The sequence below is a fragment of the Nocardia amikacinitolerans genome (assembly GCF_900215415.1).
GTDB classification, from domain to species: domain Bacteria; phylum Actinomycetota; class Actinomycetes; order Mycobacteriales; family Mycobacteriaceae; genus Nocardia; species Nocardia amikacinitolerans.
In genome coordinates, this window is record NZ_OBEG01000004.1 from 421,181 (window position 1) to 436,141 (window position 14,961).

A 14,961-nucleotide genomic window follows, 5' to 3' on the forward strand; every position below is an offset into this window, starting at 1 on the left:
TTCGGCGCGGCCTTTCCTGGGAGCGGGTCAGGCGGCGATGGTGACCGGGTCGTCGGCGAACTGGGTGCGGTAGAGCTCGGCGTAGCGGCCTTCGGCGGCGAGGAGTTGGGTGTGGGTGCCGCGTTCGACGACTCGGCCTTCTTCCAGGACGAGGATTTGGTCGGCGGCGCGGATGGTGGAGAGGCGGTGGGCGATCACCAGGGCCGTGCGGCCCTCCAGCGCTTCCGAAAGGGCTTCCTGCACGGCCGCTTCGGAGGTCGAGTCGAGCGAGGCGGTCGCCTCGTCCAGGATGACGACGCGCGGTTGCTTGAGCAGCAAGCGGGCGATGGTCAGGCGCTGGCGTTCGCCGCCGGAGAGGCGGTAACCGCGCTCGCCGACCACGGTGTCCAAGCCGTCCGGTAGCCCGGCGATCAGATCGTGCAGGCGGGCCCTGCGCAGCGCGTCCCACAACTCGGACTCGGTCGCCTCCGGGCGGGCGAGCAGCAGGTTGGCGCGGATCGTGTCGTGGAACAGGTGCCCGTCCTGGGTGACGAGGCCGACCGTCTCGTGCAGCGAGCGCGCGCCGATCTGCCGCACGTCGGCGCCGTTGAGCCGGACAGCGCCGCCGTCCACGTCGTACAGGCGCGAAACGAGTTGGGCGATGGTCGATTTCCCTGCTCCCGACGAGCCCACCAGCGCCACCAGCTGTCCGGGCTCGGCGCGCAGCGACACATTGTGCAGCACGTCGACCCCGCCCCTGGTGTCCAGCGTCGCGACTTCCTCCAGCGAGGCCAGCGACACCTTGTCCGCCGACGGGTACGCGAAGGTCACGTCGTCCAGCTCCACCGCGACCGGACCCTCGGGCACGGCGATCGCGTCGGGCGCGTCCTCGATCAGCGGACGCAGATCGAGCACCTCGAAGACCCGCTCGAAGCTCACCAGCGCGGCCATGATCTCCATCCGCGCGCTGGCCAGCGCGGTCAGCGGCGTGTACAGCCTGGTCAGCAGCAGCGAGAGCGCGACGACCGCGCCCGCGTCCAACTGCCCGCGCAGCGCGTACCAGCCGCCGAGCCCGTAGACCAGGGCGACCGCCAGGGCCGAGACCAGCGTCAGCGAGGTCACGAACACCGTCTGCAACATCGCGGTGCGCACGCCGATGTCGCGCACCCGCCGGGCCCGCAGCGCGAACTCGTCGGACTCCTGCTCGGGGCGGCCGAACAACTTCACCAGCGTGGCGCCCGGCGCGGAGAACCGCTCGGTCATCTGCGTGCTCATGGCCGCGTTCAGCCGCGCGGCCTCGCGCTGCAACCCGGCCAGCCGGTTGCCCATTCGCCGCGCCGGGATGACGAACACCGGAAGCAGCACCAGCGCGAGCAGCGTGATCCGCCAGGAGATGCCGAGCATCACCGCGAGCGTGAGCGCCAGCGTCACCAGGTTCGCGACGACACCGGACAGCGTGTCGCTGAAGGCTCGCTGCGCGCCGATCACATCGTTGTTCAGCCTGCTCACCAGCGCGCCGGTCCTGGTGCGGGTGAAGAAGGCGATCGGCATCCGCTGCACGTGGTCGAACACCGCACGGCGCAGGTCAAGGATCAGACCTTCGCCGATCCGCGACGACAGCCAGCGGATACCGAGCCCGAGGGCCGCGTCCAACACGGCGAGCACTCCGATGATCGCCGCCACCGTCACCACAACGCGCGGCGCGGCCCCGCCGACGATGTCGTTCACCACCCGCCCGGCCAGCACCGGCGTCGCCACCGCGAGCAGCGCCGAGACCACGCTGAACACCAGGAACACCGCGATCCGCCGCCGGTGCGGCGCGGCGAACCGCAGGATGCGCTTCGCGGTGGCGAGACTGAACGGGCGCTGCTCGTCGGGCGCGTTCATCCGCCGATACATCTGGCTCCACGCCACCGATTCGATACTCACGATCGCTCCCTCTCGACCCCCGCCATCCAACTACTGGCCACCGACACTAGGACCTAAACAAAGGTTGAGATCAAGCCGATTCCCGCACAGCCTGCGCACGGTCGGAGCGAACCCGAAGGCACGCCCTAGGCTGGCATCGTGACCGAGGAGCGGATGCTGGCAGCGCTGCGCACACGGGTCGACGGCGAGGTCGACGCGTCACCCCGCCGCCGCGCGGAGTACTCCTCCGACGCGTCGAACTATCGCGTGCCGCCGACCGCGGTGGTCTTCCCGCGCACCGACTCCGACGTCGCCGTAACCCTGCACTTCGCGCGCGAACACGGCCTGCCGGTCACCGCACGCGGCGCCGGAACATCGGTGGCGGGCAATGCGATCGGCGCCGGGCTCGTGCTCGACTTCAGCAGGCACATGAACCGCATCGTGCGCATCGACCCCGACAGTCGAACCGCGCGGGTGCAGCCGGGCGTGGTGCTGTCCGCATTGCAGGCCGCGGCTCGACCGCACGGGTTGCGGCTCGGCCCCGACCCGTCCACGCAGAACCGCTGCACCCTCGGCGGCATGATCGGCAACAACGCCTGCGGTCCGCGCGCCGTCGCGTGGGGCCGCACCTCCGATACCGTGCGCGAGCTGCGCATTCTCGACGGAACCGGAACCGAGCGCGTTCTCGGGAACGATCTCGCCGCCGTGCCCGGACTGTCCGAGTTCACCAGGTCCAACCTCGCCGTACTGCGCACCGAACTCGGCCGTTTCGATCGGCAGGCGTCGGGCTACGGACTGGAACATCTACTGCCCGAACGCGGTTCGGCCGTCGCCAAGTCGTTCGTCGGCAGCGAGGGCACTTGCGGGCTGCTGCTCGACGCGGAGGTCGAACTGGTCGAATTGCCGCGCGCCACCGTGCTCACGGTGCTCGGTTACCCGGACATCGCGACCGCCGCCGACGATGTCGCCGCCGTCATGGCGTGCGCGCCGATCGCGGTCGAGGGCATCGACGCCCGCCTGGTTGACGTGGTTCGCACGCACCGCGGCACGGTGCCCGAACTGCCGCGTGGCAACGGTTGGCTGTTCGTCGAGACCACCGGCGCGAACGCGGCCGAAGCGCTCGCGATGGCGGAAACGCTGTGCCGGACCACGCACGCGCTGGACGCCCGCATCGTCACCGACATCGCGGCGGTCGCGGCGCTCTGGCGGATCCGCGCCGACGGCGCAGGCCTCGCCGGACGCACGTCCGACGGCAGTCCGGCCTGGCCCGGCTGGGAGGATTCCGCCGTCCCACCCGAGCACCTCGGCGCGTACCTGCGCGATTTCGCCGAACTCACCGCGCAGCACGGAGTGGACGGTTTGCTCTACGGCCACCTCGGCGACGGCTGTATCCACGTGCGCCTCGACCTGCCGATCACCGAAGCGCCGCAACGCTTCCGCGCGTTCGTGTTCGACGCCGCCGAACTCGTGGTGCGCTACGGCGGTTCGCTGTCGGGCGAGCACGGCGACGGGCGGGCCCGCTCCGAACTGCTCTCGGTGATGTACTCCCCCGGGACGCTCGCCGCTTTCGCCGGATACAAGGCGCTGTTCGACCCCGACGACGTGCTCAACCCCGGCGTTCTGGTCGAGCCGCGCCCGGTCGACGCCGACCTGCGCGTCGCTGGTCTGCCGCGGGTTCCCGGCGCCGGCTTCGCCTTCCCGCACGACGACGGCGACATCGGCACCGCGGTGCATCGCTGCGTCGGTGTCGGCAAGTGCCGCGCCGACAGCTCCGCCGCGGGCGGTTTCATGTGCCCCTCGTACCTGGCCACCGCCGACGAGAAGGACAGCACCCGAGGCCGCGCCCGCGTCCTGCAAGAGGTGGTGCGCGGCGAACTGCCCTGGTCCGCGCCCGCCGTCGCCGAATCGCTCGACCTGTGTCTTTCCTGCAAAGCCTGCCGCTCCGACTGCCCGGCCGACGTCGACATGGCGACCTACAAGGCCGAGGCCATGTACCGCCGCTACCGCCGCAGGCCACGCCCGCTCGACCACTACGCCCTCGGCTGGCTTCCGCGCTGGCTCCGCCCGGCGAGCCGAATCCCCCGCGCCGCCAACGCGATAGCCGGAATCGACTGGTTACGCCGGATCGGCCTACGCGCGGCGGGCATCGACCCGCGCCGCGAAATCCCCCGCCTGGCCGACCGCCCGTTCCGCCGCACCGCCCGCGCCCGCGCGCTGCTGTCCCCCGAACCGCCGACCCCCGACGTACTCCTCTGGGTCGACACCTTCACCGACGCCTTCGACCCCGACATCGCCCACGCCGCCGTCACCTTGATCGAATCGCTCGGCCACCGCGTCCGAATCCCCCGCCGCCGCGTGTGCTGCGGCCTGACCTGGATCAGCACCGGACAACTCGACGGCGCGCGAGCCAAACTCCGCGCCACCCTGGCCGAGTTGGACGAGCACGTTCGCGCGGGCGGCATCGTCGTCGGCCTGGAACCTTCGTGCACCGCCACCCTGCGCGCCGACCTCCCCGAACTCCTCGCCGACGACCCGCGCGCCGCACCCACCGCGGCGGCCGTCCGCACGCTGGCCGAGTTCCTGCTGGACCACCCGGACTGGCAGCCGCCGCGGCGGCCGAACAGCCGAGTGGTCGTCCAGCCGCATTGTCACCAGCATTCGGTGGTCGGCTTCGCCGCGGATCGCCGGATATTGGCGGGCACCGGCGCGCGGGTGACGGAGATCGCCGGATGCTGCGGCCTCGCCGGCAATTTCGGCATGCAGAAAGGCCACTACGACATTTCGGTCGCGGTGGCCGGTAATGGTCTGCTACCCGCGCTGCGCGAGGCGCCCGACGACGCGATATTCCTCGCCGACGGTTTCTCCTGTCGCACCCAGAGCGCCCAGCTGACCGGCCGCCCCGGCCTGCATCTGGCGCAATTCCTCATGGGCGAGTGACAAACAGGTGGTCCACGGCACTGTCGCGATCAGTGCCGCGCACCTGGATCGTCCGAAAACGAGAATCGTCGATCCCGAGGGATCAGGGCAGAACCTGCGGAATGACGTCCGGGGCGATCGCGCCGACGATCAAACCGACCAAGGCGCCCTGGAAAGCGGGGCCGAGGACACACAGCGGGATGAGGGGAATCCCGACGATGGTGGCGCCGCAGACTACGGCTCCGAACACGGCTCCGACAATCGCGCCCGCCGCCGCGCCATTGGCCAGCGGATCGTGGTTGGCCGCGTTCGGGTTGGTGGCGATGTCCTGCGGAGCCGTGGCCGCCACCGGCTGCGCCACCTCCGGGGTGGCTGGCTGTGCGACATCCGCGGCGGCGGGCCGGGCGACGACCGGGATGACCTGCTGAACCGTGTCCGAAGTCTCGACCGCCTGCACGACGCCAGCCGACTGCGGGGCGATGCCCGAGGCGTCGGCGGAAGCCGCTCCCGCGCCCGCGAAGGTCACCGCGACCGCGAGCGGCAATGCCGCGACGAGAGCCTTACGGCCGAATTTTCTGGTGGCCAGACGCGTGATTTCCGTACCCTCCCGGCCCGTGAACGCAGCAAACCGATTGGCGTGCAGAAGGTTTCACGGGCGAATTACAACGATGAAAGTTATGGAAGGTTATATCCGAGCCTGGTCGCCCGATCAAATCTTGGTGCGGTACGCACGCGGCGGAATTGTGTTCGACGACAAGATCATTGGCGCATCGAGCCTGGTTCCTACAGATTCGGGCCGCGGAGGTCCGCTCGTTCCGGGCCCCCAGGTGATGCCGTCGCCGACCGGGCCGGGTGCGCTAGCCGCACCCGAGTCGCGGAGAATGGGTCCGTGCGCGAACAGATGGCAACGGCCGCGCGGTCCGGCCTGGCTCGAACGGTGACGTCCGACCGGCCGATCGATCTCGCGCACACCCTCGCGCCGCTGCGCCGCGGTACCGGCGACCCCTGCCATCGGGTGACCGCCGACGGCGCGCACTGGCGCGCTTCCCGGATGCCGAGCGGTCCGGTGACCTACCGGCTCGTCCAGGGCGATCGGTGTTCGGTGCTGGCACAGGCATGGGGCGCGGGCGCGGCCGAGTTCCTCGACCGGCTCGAGCACATGCTGTGCCTGGACGAGGACCTGTCCGGCTTCGCTCCCGAGCACCCCAAGCTGGCCGAGGCGCACCGCCGCTTCCCCGGCCTGCGCATGCTGCGTACCGGCTTGGTCCTGGAATCGCTGGTGCCCGCCGTGCTCGAGCAGAAGGTGCACACCATCTCGGCGCGCGCCTCCTGGCGAAAGCTGCTGCGCGAGTTCGGCGAGCCCGCGCCGGGGCCCGCGCCGGACGGGCTGCGCCTACCACCGGACGCCGAGACATGGCGGCGCATCCCGTCCTGGACCTACCATCGCGCGAACGTCGGACCGCAACGCGCGCAGACCATCGTGCGCGCGGCGCGGCTCGCGGAATCGCTGGAGCGCACCGCCGATCAGGACCCGGCCGAGGCGGCGCGACGGCTGTGCTCGGTGCCGGGCATCGGCGTGTGGACGGCCGCCGAGACCGCCCAGCGCGCCTACGGCGACGCCGACGCGCTCTCGGTCGGCGACTACCACCTGGCGGCAGTCGTCGGCTGGACCTTGCTCGGACGCCCGATCGACGACGACGCGATGGTCGAATACCTCGAACCCCTACGCCCCCACCGCTACCGGGCCATCCGCCTCCTGGAGATCAGCGGCCAGGCACACAAGCCGAAGTTCGGCCCACGCACCCCACTCACCGATCACACCTGGCACTGAAGGTAACCTTCGGTCGGTCACACGCTGTGCCGGTGACATTCGGTCGGGCTCACAGTTGTAATGCGCGCTCGTCCAGGACGCATTTGCCCGATTCGACGAGGGTGGTGCGGGCGCGTCGGCGCACCAGGCACTGGTCGACGGTGCAGTCGATGTGCAATTGCATTGCCGCGTGCGCCTGTTCGTCGGTCATCACGCCGGGGTCGCGTCCGCAGACCAGCAGACCCGCGACGTGCATGTTCAGATTCGTCAGTTGCATCAGGCGACCCCAACCCGCTCGCGGGCGGAACCGAGTAGTCGGGAGCGTCGTGGCGCGGGCCGTTCGTCCCACGGCGCGAGGTGCGCCGCCATGCCGACCGCCTCGAGCGCGGTGAGCCCCACCTCGTCGGCGAGCTGACCGACGGTGTCGAGGAGGCTTGGCACCACCTCGGCAACCCGCAGCGCCGCAACCGCCTGCGCGCACGTGAGGGTGCGCCCGGGCAAATAGGAGACCACCCAGCCTTCCTGCCCTACGCTGCGCGCTCGATGCGGTGTCAGATCGCTGGTCATCAACGACGACCCTATGACTTGTACGGCCATGACTCCTCGTTCCTGCGTGCGGTTTTACGGTGCCGCGCTCGATCCGAGCACACTCCCAGCACACCACCGAGGCGGCCGCGACACGGCGTCCTTCGTGGATATCCAAAGATTTCGCGCGAATTCCCAGCACGAAAACCAGCCGGGAGGGCAGGATTCTCCATAGTGGATGAAGCAGCGCCACACGAAGCCCATTGCCCTTATTGCCCAAGCGAAGTCACGGGGAACCGAGCTTGTGGGTACGCCCCTGACCGCCTCGGGTGAGGAGACCGAGCACAGAACGGAGCGTTACTGTGTCAGCGAGTTCGGCAAGAGCAGCAGTGAATTCGGAGCGCGCGGCCGCGGAGACGCACCGCACGCCCGCGGCCTCCGACAACGGCTCGTCCACTCTACCGCGCCGCCAATTGGGGCGATACCTCAGGGACTGGCGTACCCAGGCCGGGCTCACCATCGCCGAGGCCGCCCGCCTGATGGAGTGGGGCGCCAGCACTTTACAACGGCTGGAGAAGGGCCAGGCCGACCGCATCCGCACCATCGACATCCAGGAGCTGTGCCGTATCTACGGCATCCCCGACGAGCTCTGCGACGGACTCAAGGGCCTGGCGCAGCAGGCGGCGGTCAAGAGTTGGTGGCACGCCTTCGGCGACCTAATCCCCGAAAACTTCGACGTCTACGTCGGTTTGGAGGCCTCGGCCCGCGAGCTGCGCTCCTACCAGTCCGAACTCGTCCTTGGTTTGCTCCAGACCCCCGAGTACACCAGGGCGCTCAGCCGGCTCTGCTACCCCGACGACACCGAGGACGAGATCGAACGGCGCGTCCAGCTGCGCATACAACGCCAAGCTCTCGTCACCCGAAGGGCCTCCCCCGCCGTCGTGGACGTGGTGTTGCACGAGTCGGTCTTGCACCGCGCGGTGGGTGGCTCGAAAGTGATGGCGGCGCAGCTACGTCATCTTGCCGATTTCAGCACCAGACCCAATGTCTCCCTGCGTATCCTGCCGTTCGCGGCCGGCGTCCCGCTCGGCGATTCCACGGGTCCGTTCACCGTTCTAGGGTTCGGCACCGACAGCAAGGGACATCAGGTAGAGCCACCGGTGGTGTACGTAGAGGGTTTCACCGGAGACCTCTACCTCGAAAGACCGGCCGATGTTGAGCGTTACCACCTGGCACACGAGTGCCTCCAGCGCTCTGCGCTGGACATCCAACCCAGTAGACATCTGCTTCGGCAGTTAGCGAAGGAGTGTGCGGTATGAGGACGGAACTCGTCGGCGCGACCTGGATCAAGAGCACCCGTTCCGGCAGCAGGGACTGCGTGGAAGTGGCCTTCCTGCCCGGTGGGCAGGTCGGCGTCCGCGACAGCAAGAACCCGGAGGGTCCGGCCTTGATCTTCACGCCCAGCGAGTGGGACGCCTTCTCGGCGGGCGTCGCCGACGGCGAATTCGCCCGCCCGTGAACATTTCTGGCGGCCCCGTCGGCGACAAGCTCGGTGCGGCGGTGGAATTGGCCGACGCCGAGTGGCGCAAGGCGGGCGGCGCGGGACCCGACGGCGTGGAGGTGGCATTGCTGGCGGCAGGTCATGTCGCACTGCGCAGCGCCTCGGACCCGGACGGTCACGTGCTGATCTTCACCCCGGGGGAATGGGCGGCTTTCACCGCGGGGGTGCACGACGGCGAGTTCGATCTACCGTGAGATCCGACGGCCCGGTTCGGCGGCGCGAAAGCCCGTCGGCCGGGCCGCGTTGTGCCCGTCTCCGCGCTGTGTTCATTCCCGCGCCGTGATCATGTCTGGCGCGAAGATCACGAAACGGAGCAGATTCGACAACGAATGACGTTTACCTCGGATGTGAACGGGTAGCCCATATCTCGTGGACCGCGGGTTGAAGAACCCCCCACCTCGGTACAAGAAGTTGCGGCCGGGCGATTGGGTGGAATGGCTGATCGTCGCGCTGCTTTTCGCGGTGTCATCGGTGGGCGTGTATGTACTCACCAGCTCACTGCTGTCGGCCTTGTTCGTCGGCGTGCTGGTGTGGCTGGTCGCCATCGGCGTTGTCGCGATGCTGTGAACGGGTGCGCCGACCGGCCGGGTGTGAACCCGGCCGGTTGACATCGGCTTCGAAGAACTCTCGCTCGAAAGAGCTCAGCGACGGAAGAGCTTGTTCCCCAACCAGACCAGCGGATCGTACTTCTTGTCGGCGACCCGCTCCTTCAGCGGGATCAGCGCGTTGTCGGTGATCTTGATGTGCTCCGGGCACACCTCGGTGCAGCACTTGGTGATGTTGCACAGGCCGAGACCCTGGTCCTGCTGGGCCAATTCGCGGCGATCGGCGACGTCCAGCGGATGCATCTCCAGCTCCGCGATACGCATCAGGAAACGCGGACCGGCGAAGGCCTGCTTGTTCTCCTCGTGGTCGCGCACCACGTGACAAGTGTTCTGGCACAGGAAGCATTCGATGCACTTGCGGAACTCCTGCGACCGCTCCACATCCACCTGCTTCATCCGGTAGTCACCGGGTTTCAGGTCGGGCGCCGGCGTGAACGACGGGATCTCCCTGGCCTTCTCGTAGTTGAACGACACATCCGTGACAAGGTCGCGGATCACCGGGAAGGTGCGCATCGGCGTCACGGTGATCAGCTCGTCCGGCTCGAAGGTGGACATGCGGGTCATACAGAGCAGGCGCGGCCGCCCGTTGACCTCCGCCGAGCAGGAACCGCACTTACCCGCCTTGCAGTTCCACCGCACCGCTAGATCGGGCGCCTGGGTGGCCTGTAGCCGGTGGATGATGTCGAGCACCACCTCGCCCTCGTTCACCTCCACGGTGAAGTCCTCGAGCGCGCCGCCGTCCTGATCGCCGCGCCACACGCGGAATTTGGCGTCGTAACCCATTGCTACGCCTCACCTTCCGTGGCCAAGACCGAACCGTCCGGGTGCCGGGCGAGATCGGCGGAGTTGTAATACTTTTCGAGTTCGGCGAGGTCGAACAGCGCGAGCAGGTCGTCGCGCATCGGCTCCTGGTCCTCCGGTGTCACCCGCACCCTCGGCACGGCGGCCGCCGCGTCGGCCGGGTCGATCGCGCAGACCAGCAACTTGTTGCGCCAGGCCGGGTCCATCGACGGGAAGTCGTCGCGGGTGTGCCCGCCGCGGCTCTCGGTGCGCAGCAACGCCGCCTGCGCCACGCACTCGCTGACCAGCAGCATGTTGCGCAGATCGAGCGCGAGGTGCCAGCCGGGATTGAACTGCCGGTGCCCCTCCACGGTGACGTGCGCGAAGCGTTCCCGCAGCGCGCCGAGCCGTTCGATGGCCTGCTCCAGCTCGTGCTCCTTGCGGATGATGCCGACCAGATCGTTCATCGCCTGCTGCAGATCGGTGTGCAGGGTGTAGGGGTTCTCGCCCGCGCCCTCGACGGGCGGATCGAACGGCGCCACAGCGGCTTTCGCCGCAGCGGCGATGTCGGCGTCGGCCACGACGGGGTGCTCGGTCAGCTGTTCCACGTACATCGCCGCGCCGAGTCCGGCCCTGCGGCCGAAGACCAGCAGGTCCGACAACGAGTTGCCGCCGAGCCGGTTCGAACCGTGCATGCCGCCGGAGCACTCACCCGCGGCGAACAGCCCCGGCACCGTCGCCGCACCCGTGTCGGGATCGACCTCGATGCCGCCCATCACGTAGTGACAGGTCGGCCCGACCTCCATCGGCTCCTTGGTGATGTCGACGTCGGCCAGTTCCTTGAACTGGTGGTACATCGATGGCAGCCTGCGCCGGATCTCCTCGGCGGGCAGGCGCGAGGCGATGTCGAGGTAGACGCCGCCGTGCGGGGTGCCGCGGCCCTCCTTGACCTCGGAGTTGATCGCGCGCGCCACCTCGTCGCGGGGGAGCAGGTCCGGTGTGCGGCGGGCGGAGTCGTTGTCCTTCAGCCACTGATCGGCCTCGGCCTCGGTCTCGGCGTACTGGCCCTTGAACACCGACGGGATGTAGTCGAACATGAACCGCTTGTCTTCGGTGTTCTTCAGCACGCCGCCGTCGCCGCGCACGCCCTCGGTGACCAGAATGCCCTTCACGCTGGGCGGCCAGACCATGCCGGTCGGGTGGAACTGCAGGAACTCCATGTTGATCAGCGTCGCCCCGGCCCGCAGCGCGAGCGCGTGACCGTCGCCGGTGTACTCCCAGGAGTTCGAGGTGACCTTGTAGGACTTGCCGATGCCGCCGGTCGCCAGCACCACCGCGGGCGCTTCGAAGAGCACGAACTTGCCCGATTCGCGCCAGTAGCCGAACGCGCCGGAGATCCGGTCGCCGTCCTTGAGCAACTCGGTGATGGTGCACTCGGCGAACACCTTGATCCGCGACTCGTAGTCGCCGGTCTCCGCGTGATCCTCCTGCTGCAGCGCGACGATCTTCTGCTGCATGGTGCGGATGATCTCGAGTCCGGTGCGGTCGCCGACGTGCGCGAGCCGGGGGTAGGTGTGGCCGCCGAAGTTGCGCTGGCTGATCCGGCCGTCGGCGGTGCGGTCGAACAGCGCGCCGTAGCTCTCCAGCTCCCAGACCCGGTCCGGTGCCTCCTGGGCGTGTAGTTCCGCCATGCGCCAGTTGTTGAGGAATTTTCCTCCGCGCATGGTGTCCTTGAAATGGGTTTGCCAACTGTCCTTTTCGTTGGCGTTGCCCATCGAGGCGGCGCAGCCGCCCTCGGCCATGACGGTGTGCGCCTTACCGAACAGGGACTTGCACACCACCGCGACGGAGAGCCCGTGTTCGCGGGCCTCGATCACCGCGCGCAGTCCGGCGCCACCGGCACCGATAACGACGACGTCGTACTTGTGCCGTTCCACTTCTGGCATTGCCGCGAGTACTCCTGAGTCGAGCGGTCAGTTGATGAACCGCAGGTCCGAAATGGTGTTGCTGGCCACCAACATCACGTAGAAGTCGGTCAGCACGAGGGTGCCGAGCGTGGTCCACGCCAGCGCCATGTGTCGGGTGTTCAGCTTGGACACCTGGGTCCAGAACCAGTACCGCACCGGGTGGGCCGAGAAGTGCTTCAACCTGCCGCCCGCGATGTGCCTGCACGAGTGGCACGACAGCGTGTAGGCCCACAGCAGGATCACGTTGCCGAGTAGAACGATGTTGCCGAGGCCGAAGCCGAACCCGCCGTCCTTGCCGTGGAAGGCGATCACCGCGTCGTAGGTGTTGATCAGCGAAACCACCAGCGCCACATAGAAGAAGTAGCGGTGCGCGTTCTGGATGATCAGCGGCAGCCGGGTCTCGCCGGTGTACTTGGCGTGCGGTTCGGCGACGGCGCAGGCGGGCGGGGAGAACCACACCGACCTGTAGTAGGCCTTGCGGTAGTAGTAGCAGGTCAAGCGGAAGCCGAGCAGGAACGGCAGGACAACGAAGCCCAGCGGTATCCACATCGGCAACTCTGGGAAGGGCTCGCCGAAGTGGCTGGAGCCCGGGACGCACGAGACGCTCAGGCACGGCGAGTAGAACGGTGTCAGGTAGTGGTAGTCCGGCACCCAATACGCCGTTCGCACAAACGATCTGACCGTCGCGTAGATGATGAAGGCGGACAGCCCGAGCACGGTGAGAAGCGGAGGCACCCACCAGCGGTCGGTGCGTAGCGTGCGCTCGGCGATGCGGGCCCTGGTCTTGCTGAAAACGCCGGTCCCCTGCTCGGGGGTGGCGGTCGGTGCGGCACTCACAGGTGGATGCCTCGCTGATCTGCTCTGCGGACGGTGATCGATACCGACCGCGATCCAATGTGATGCTGAGCACCATACGACACGCCAGCTATGGCTCGAGCGCGGTCCCGGCAATCCCGACCGGTGTGGCCGCCTATGATTTGCGCCACACAGCGGCCTCGCGCGCGTCTCCAGTTCGGCGGTGCGGTAAACAATTCGAACATCGTTCGGGGAGAACGAGTTTCGCGTCGGCTCGATGTGCTGGATTCGCCTGCCCCGGATTTCCGTCGATGCGATCGGGTCCGCGCGTCATAGCGAGCATGGCGCATTGGAAGCACGCGTGGGGTTTGGATCAGCTCGCGCCGCGATGGGTGAGATCGGCTTTGAGGCCGAACGGTAACGGTGCTCGTCCGCACTCGCGGACGAGCACCGCTGTAGGTTTGCTACTTCGTACGCGGCCGGGAGTGGAAACCTAGGCCTTCGTCCTGCGCGCCCATCCAGGCCGCCTCGTCGGACTTGCTGTCCGGGACGTAGATGGTCTCCTGCGGTCGGCGGGTCACCTCGGGGGGAGGCGACTGCTCGAACTCGTCGGCGTCGATGACGAGCCGTTCGAGGTCGTTCTCCAGCCGCCGCACCGTATTCGCGTCGCCATAGTGGGAGCGCAGTGCGCCGATGGATTGCCGGAGCTGGTTGACCGCGTAGCGCAGTTCCGCGATGTCGCTGCGTGTCATCGTTACCTCCTGTGTTCCTCGGTGGCCGTGCGAGCCCGGTCGGCACCAGCGGTTCCGGAGATCTCCCCAGGGCCGCACACCACCGAGTCGTGTGACCCACCACACAACGTGATTTACAACACAGTACAGAAAGAATCCCGAACAGGCTCGTGTGATTAGGGAGTTCTCAGATTTGCGGATAGATAGCCCGCATCATCGGGGGATGGTTCCAGCGTGCGTGCTTCCCCGGCGGTTCGCAACCGCAGGGGCGACATTCGAGCGGGGGTCAGCTGGCCGCGGCGTACTCGGGGCCGGGCGTGGTCATCGTTCCCGAGGCGCGGTTGACCAGCGCGACGATCGACAAGGCGACCTCCTCGGCGCGCTCCAGGATGACGCTGTGGCCGGCGCCCTCGATCCGCACCAGCTCGGCGCTGCTGAGCTGGGAGGCGAGCAACACCGAGTGTGCGAACGGCACGACGATGTCGGCCGAGCCGGCCAGCACCAGCGCCGGAATGTCGCCGAGCCGGTGCAGCGAGGCGGTCTCGTCGAAGGTGATCAGCGAGCCGAGGAAGCTGGACATGGTCAGCAGCGGCGTCTCGTTGAGCATGGCCGTCGCGACGGCGATCATCCTCGGGTTGATCTTTCTGGTGCCGAAGCTCGCCTCGCGCATGATCGGCTCGAAGATGCGGCGGGAGAACTGCTTCGACGCCTGCATGACCCGCGGCGCGCGCACCACCGCCGCCTGTAGCGAGGTGACGGCATACCGGTGCAGGAGCCTGCCGATGCCCACCTCGTTGAGCCCGTTGGCGATGCCCGCGATCAGTCCGACGCCGAGCACCTTCGTGCCGATGGCCTCGGGGAACAGCCGGGCGTAGGCGAGTATCACCATCGCGCCCATCGAGTGCCCGACAAGCACCACCGGGCCGGTCGGGGCGATCGTGCGCAGCACCGCGTCGAGATCGTGGCCGAGTTGGTCGATGGTGTAGGTGGACGGGTCGGCGACGCCGGACTCGCCGTGGCCGCGGTGGTCGTAGAAGACCATCCGGACGCTGTCGCCCCACTGACGCGTCAGCTCTTCGCGCAGGAAGGTCCAGGATTCGGTGCGCAGGCAGTGCCCGTGCACGAACACGACGGTGAGCGGCGCGTCGTCGGCGCCGAAGGTGCGGACCGAGATCGGAACACCGTCATCGGCCGACACCGTCACACGATGGCCGTCGTAATCGGCGGCGCGGCGGGCGATGGTCGACATGAGATTCTCCTGCGGCGGGGCACCTGGTCGGAGCGTCTTGCCAGGATGTCGATATCCATTTCCGCGCCGTTAACCACCCATACCGGGCGTTATGGACACGTTGTCCAACCGACGCCGCCGGTCGATCACGCCGGG

General features: G+C 68.2%; 15 protein-coding genes. 6 read left to right on the plus strand and 9 right to left on the minus strand.

The features are described from left to right. Positions 1-27: 27 nt before the first annotated feature. Complete coding sequence (locus CRP45_RS20285) at positions 28-1,908, minus strand: ABC transporter ATP-binding protein (RefSeq protein ID WP_097246376.1); 1,881 nt, start codon at positions 1,906-1,908, stop codon at positions 28-30. A gap of 153 nt (positions 1,909-2,061) precedes the next feature. On the opposite strand from CRP45_RS20285, the gene CRP45_RS20290 reads away from it, so the two are divergent. Further along, positions 2,062-4,824 (plus strand): FAD-binding and (Fe-S)-binding domain-containing protein, encoded by a 2,763-nt coding sequence (locus CRP45_RS20290; RefSeq protein WP_097246682.1) that lies wholly within the window; start codon positions 2,062-2,064, stop codon positions 4,822-4,824. An 82-nt stretch (positions 4,825-4,906) separates the two neighbouring features. On the opposite strand, the gene CRP45_RS20295 is transcribed toward CRP45_RS20290, so the two are convergent. Next, on the minus strand, positions 4,907-5,347 hold the full coding sequence (locus CRP45_RS20295) for a hypothetical protein (protein ID WP_097246377.1): 441 nt from the start codon (positions 5,345-5,347) through the stop codon (positions 4,907-4,909). Between the two features lie 357 nt (positions 5,348-5,704). On the opposite strand from CRP45_RS20295, the gene CRP45_RS20300 reads away from it, so the two are divergent. Beyond that, the gene (locus CRP45_RS20300) at positions 5,705-6,634 is read left to right on the plus strand and encodes a DNA-3-methyladenine glycosylase family protein (RefSeq protein WP_097246684.1); all 930 of its coding nucleotides are present in this window, start codon (positions 5,705-5,707) and stop codon (positions 6,632-6,634) included. A 49-nt stretch (positions 6,635-6,683) separates the two neighbouring features. Here the strand turns inward: CRP45_RS20300 and CRP45_RS20305 are convergent, their stop codons facing one another. Together CRP45_RS20305 and CRP45_RS20310 are read right to left on the minus strand one after the other, a co-directional pair. Further along, on the minus strand, positions 6,684-6,890 hold the full coding sequence (locus CRP45_RS20305) for a hypothetical protein (protein WP_067792538.1): 207 nt from the start codon (positions 6,888-6,890) through the stop codon (positions 6,684-6,686). After that, positions 6,890-7,210: a hypothetical protein gene (locus tag CRP45_RS20310; protein WP_067792540.1), complete on the minus strand. Its 321-nt coding sequence runs from the start codon at positions 7,208-7,210 to the stop codon at positions 6,890-6,892. Before CRP45_RS20310 ends, CRP45_RS20305 begins: the two co-directional genes overlap by 1 nt. Positions 7,211-7,527: 317 nt before the next feature. On the opposite strand from CRP45_RS20310, the gene CRP45_RS20315 reads away from it, so the two are divergent. From CRP45_RS20315 to CRP45_RS20330, 4 genes are all read left to right on the plus strand, one after another. Next, the gene (locus CRP45_RS20315; protein WP_097246378.1) at positions 7,528-8,457 is read left to right on the plus strand and encodes a helix-turn-helix domain-containing protein; all 930 of its coding nucleotides are present in this window, start codon (positions 7,528-7,530) and stop codon (positions 8,455-8,457) included. Further along, positions 8,454-8,657, plus strand: a complete 204-nt coding sequence (locus CRP45_RS20320) for a DUF397 domain-containing protein (protein ID WP_067792543.1) — start codon at positions 8,454-8,456, stop codon at positions 8,655-8,657. Before CRP45_RS20315 ends, CRP45_RS20320 begins: the two co-directional genes overlap by 4 nt. Continuing rightward, the gene (locus CRP45_RS20325) at positions 8,654-8,893 is read left to right on the plus strand and encodes a DUF397 domain-containing protein (protein ID WP_245910259.1); all 240 of its coding nucleotides are present in this window, start codon (positions 8,654-8,656) and stop codon (positions 8,891-8,893) included. The genes CRP45_RS20320 and CRP45_RS20325 overlap by 4 nt, the downstream gene beginning before the upstream one ends. A 175-nt stretch (positions 8,894-9,068) precedes the next feature. Next, positions 9,069-9,266: a hypothetical protein gene (locus CRP45_RS20330; protein WP_067792544.1), complete on the plus strand. Its 198-nt coding sequence runs from the start codon at positions 9,069-9,071 to the stop codon at positions 9,264-9,266. 74 nt (positions 9,267-9,340) lie between these two features. Here CRP45_RS20330 and CRP45_RS20335 read toward each other — a convergent pair whose 3' ends face one another. The 5 genes from CRP45_RS20335 to CRP45_RS20355 form a co-directional block, all read right to left on the minus strand. Further along, on the minus strand, positions 9,341-10,087 hold the full coding sequence (locus CRP45_RS20335; RefSeq protein ID WP_097246379.1) for a succinate dehydrogenase/fumarate reductase iron-sulfur subunit: 747 nt from the start codon (positions 10,085-10,087) through the stop codon (positions 9,341-9,343). Between the two features lie 2 nt (positions 10,088-10,089). Continuing rightward, positions 10,090-12,030, minus strand: coding sequence for a fumarate reductase/succinate dehydrogenase flavoprotein subunit (locus tag CRP45_RS20340; RefSeq protein ID WP_097246380.1), 1,941 nt, complete (start codon positions 12,028-12,030; stop codon positions 10,090-10,092). Positions 12,031-12,057: 27 nt separating this feature from the next. After that, positions 12,058-12,888 (minus strand): hypothetical protein, encoded by an 831-nt coding sequence (locus CRP45_RS20345; RefSeq protein WP_097246381.1) that lies wholly within the window; start codon positions 12,886-12,888, stop codon positions 12,058-12,060. Between the two features lie 422 nt (positions 12,889-13,310). Then, entirely contained in the window at positions 13,311-13,598 is a 288-nt protein-coding gene (locus CRP45_RS20350; protein WP_067792555.1) for a hypothetical protein, read from the minus strand. A 265-nt stretch (positions 13,599-13,863) separates the two neighbouring features. Then, positions 13,864-14,826, minus strand: coding sequence for an alpha/beta fold hydrolase (locus CRP45_RS20355; RefSeq protein ID WP_097246382.1), 963 nt, complete (start codon positions 14,824-14,826; stop codon positions 13,864-13,866). Between the last annotated feature and the right edge of the window lie 135 nt (positions 14,827-14,961).

Excerpts from the sequence above, each read along its gene's own strand:
- CRP45_RS20290 (WP_097246682.1), top strand. The coding sequence starts at position 2,062 with ATGCTGGCAGCGCTGCGCACACGGGTCGACGGCGAGGTCGACGCGTCA.
- CRP45_RS20300 (WP_097246684.1), top strand. The coding sequence starts at position 5,705 with ATGGCAACGGCCGCGCGGTCCGGCCTGGCTCGAACGGTGACGTCCGAC.
- CRP45_RS20305 (WP_067792538.1), bottom strand. The coding sequence starts at position 6,890 with ATGCAACTGACGAATCTGAACATGCACGTCGCGGGTCTGCTGGTCTGC.
- CRP45_RS20340 (WP_097246380.1), bottom strand. The coding sequence starts at position 12,030 with ATGCCAGAAGTGGAACGGCACAAGTACGACGTCGTCGTTATCGGTGCC.
- CRP45_RS20320 (WP_067792543.1), top strand. The coding sequence starts at position 8,454 with ATGAGGACGGAACTCGTCGGCGCGACCTGGATCAAGAGCACCCGTTCC.
- CRP45_RS20335 (WP_097246379.1), bottom strand. The coding sequence starts at position 10,087 with ATGGGTTACGACGCCAAATTCCGCGTGTGGCGCGGCGATCAGGACGGC.
- CRP45_RS20350 (WP_067792555.1), bottom strand. The coding sequence starts at position 13,598 with ATGACACGCAGCGACATCGCGGAACTGCGCTACGCGGTCAACCAGCTC.
- CRP45_RS20355 (WP_097246382.1), bottom strand. The coding sequence starts at position 14,826 with ATGTCGACCATCGCCCGCCGCGCCGCCGATTACGACGGCCATCGTGTG.
- CRP45_RS20310 (WP_067792540.1), bottom strand. The coding sequence starts at position 7,210 with ATGGCCGTACAAGTCATAGGGTCGTCGTTGATGACCAGCGATCTGACA.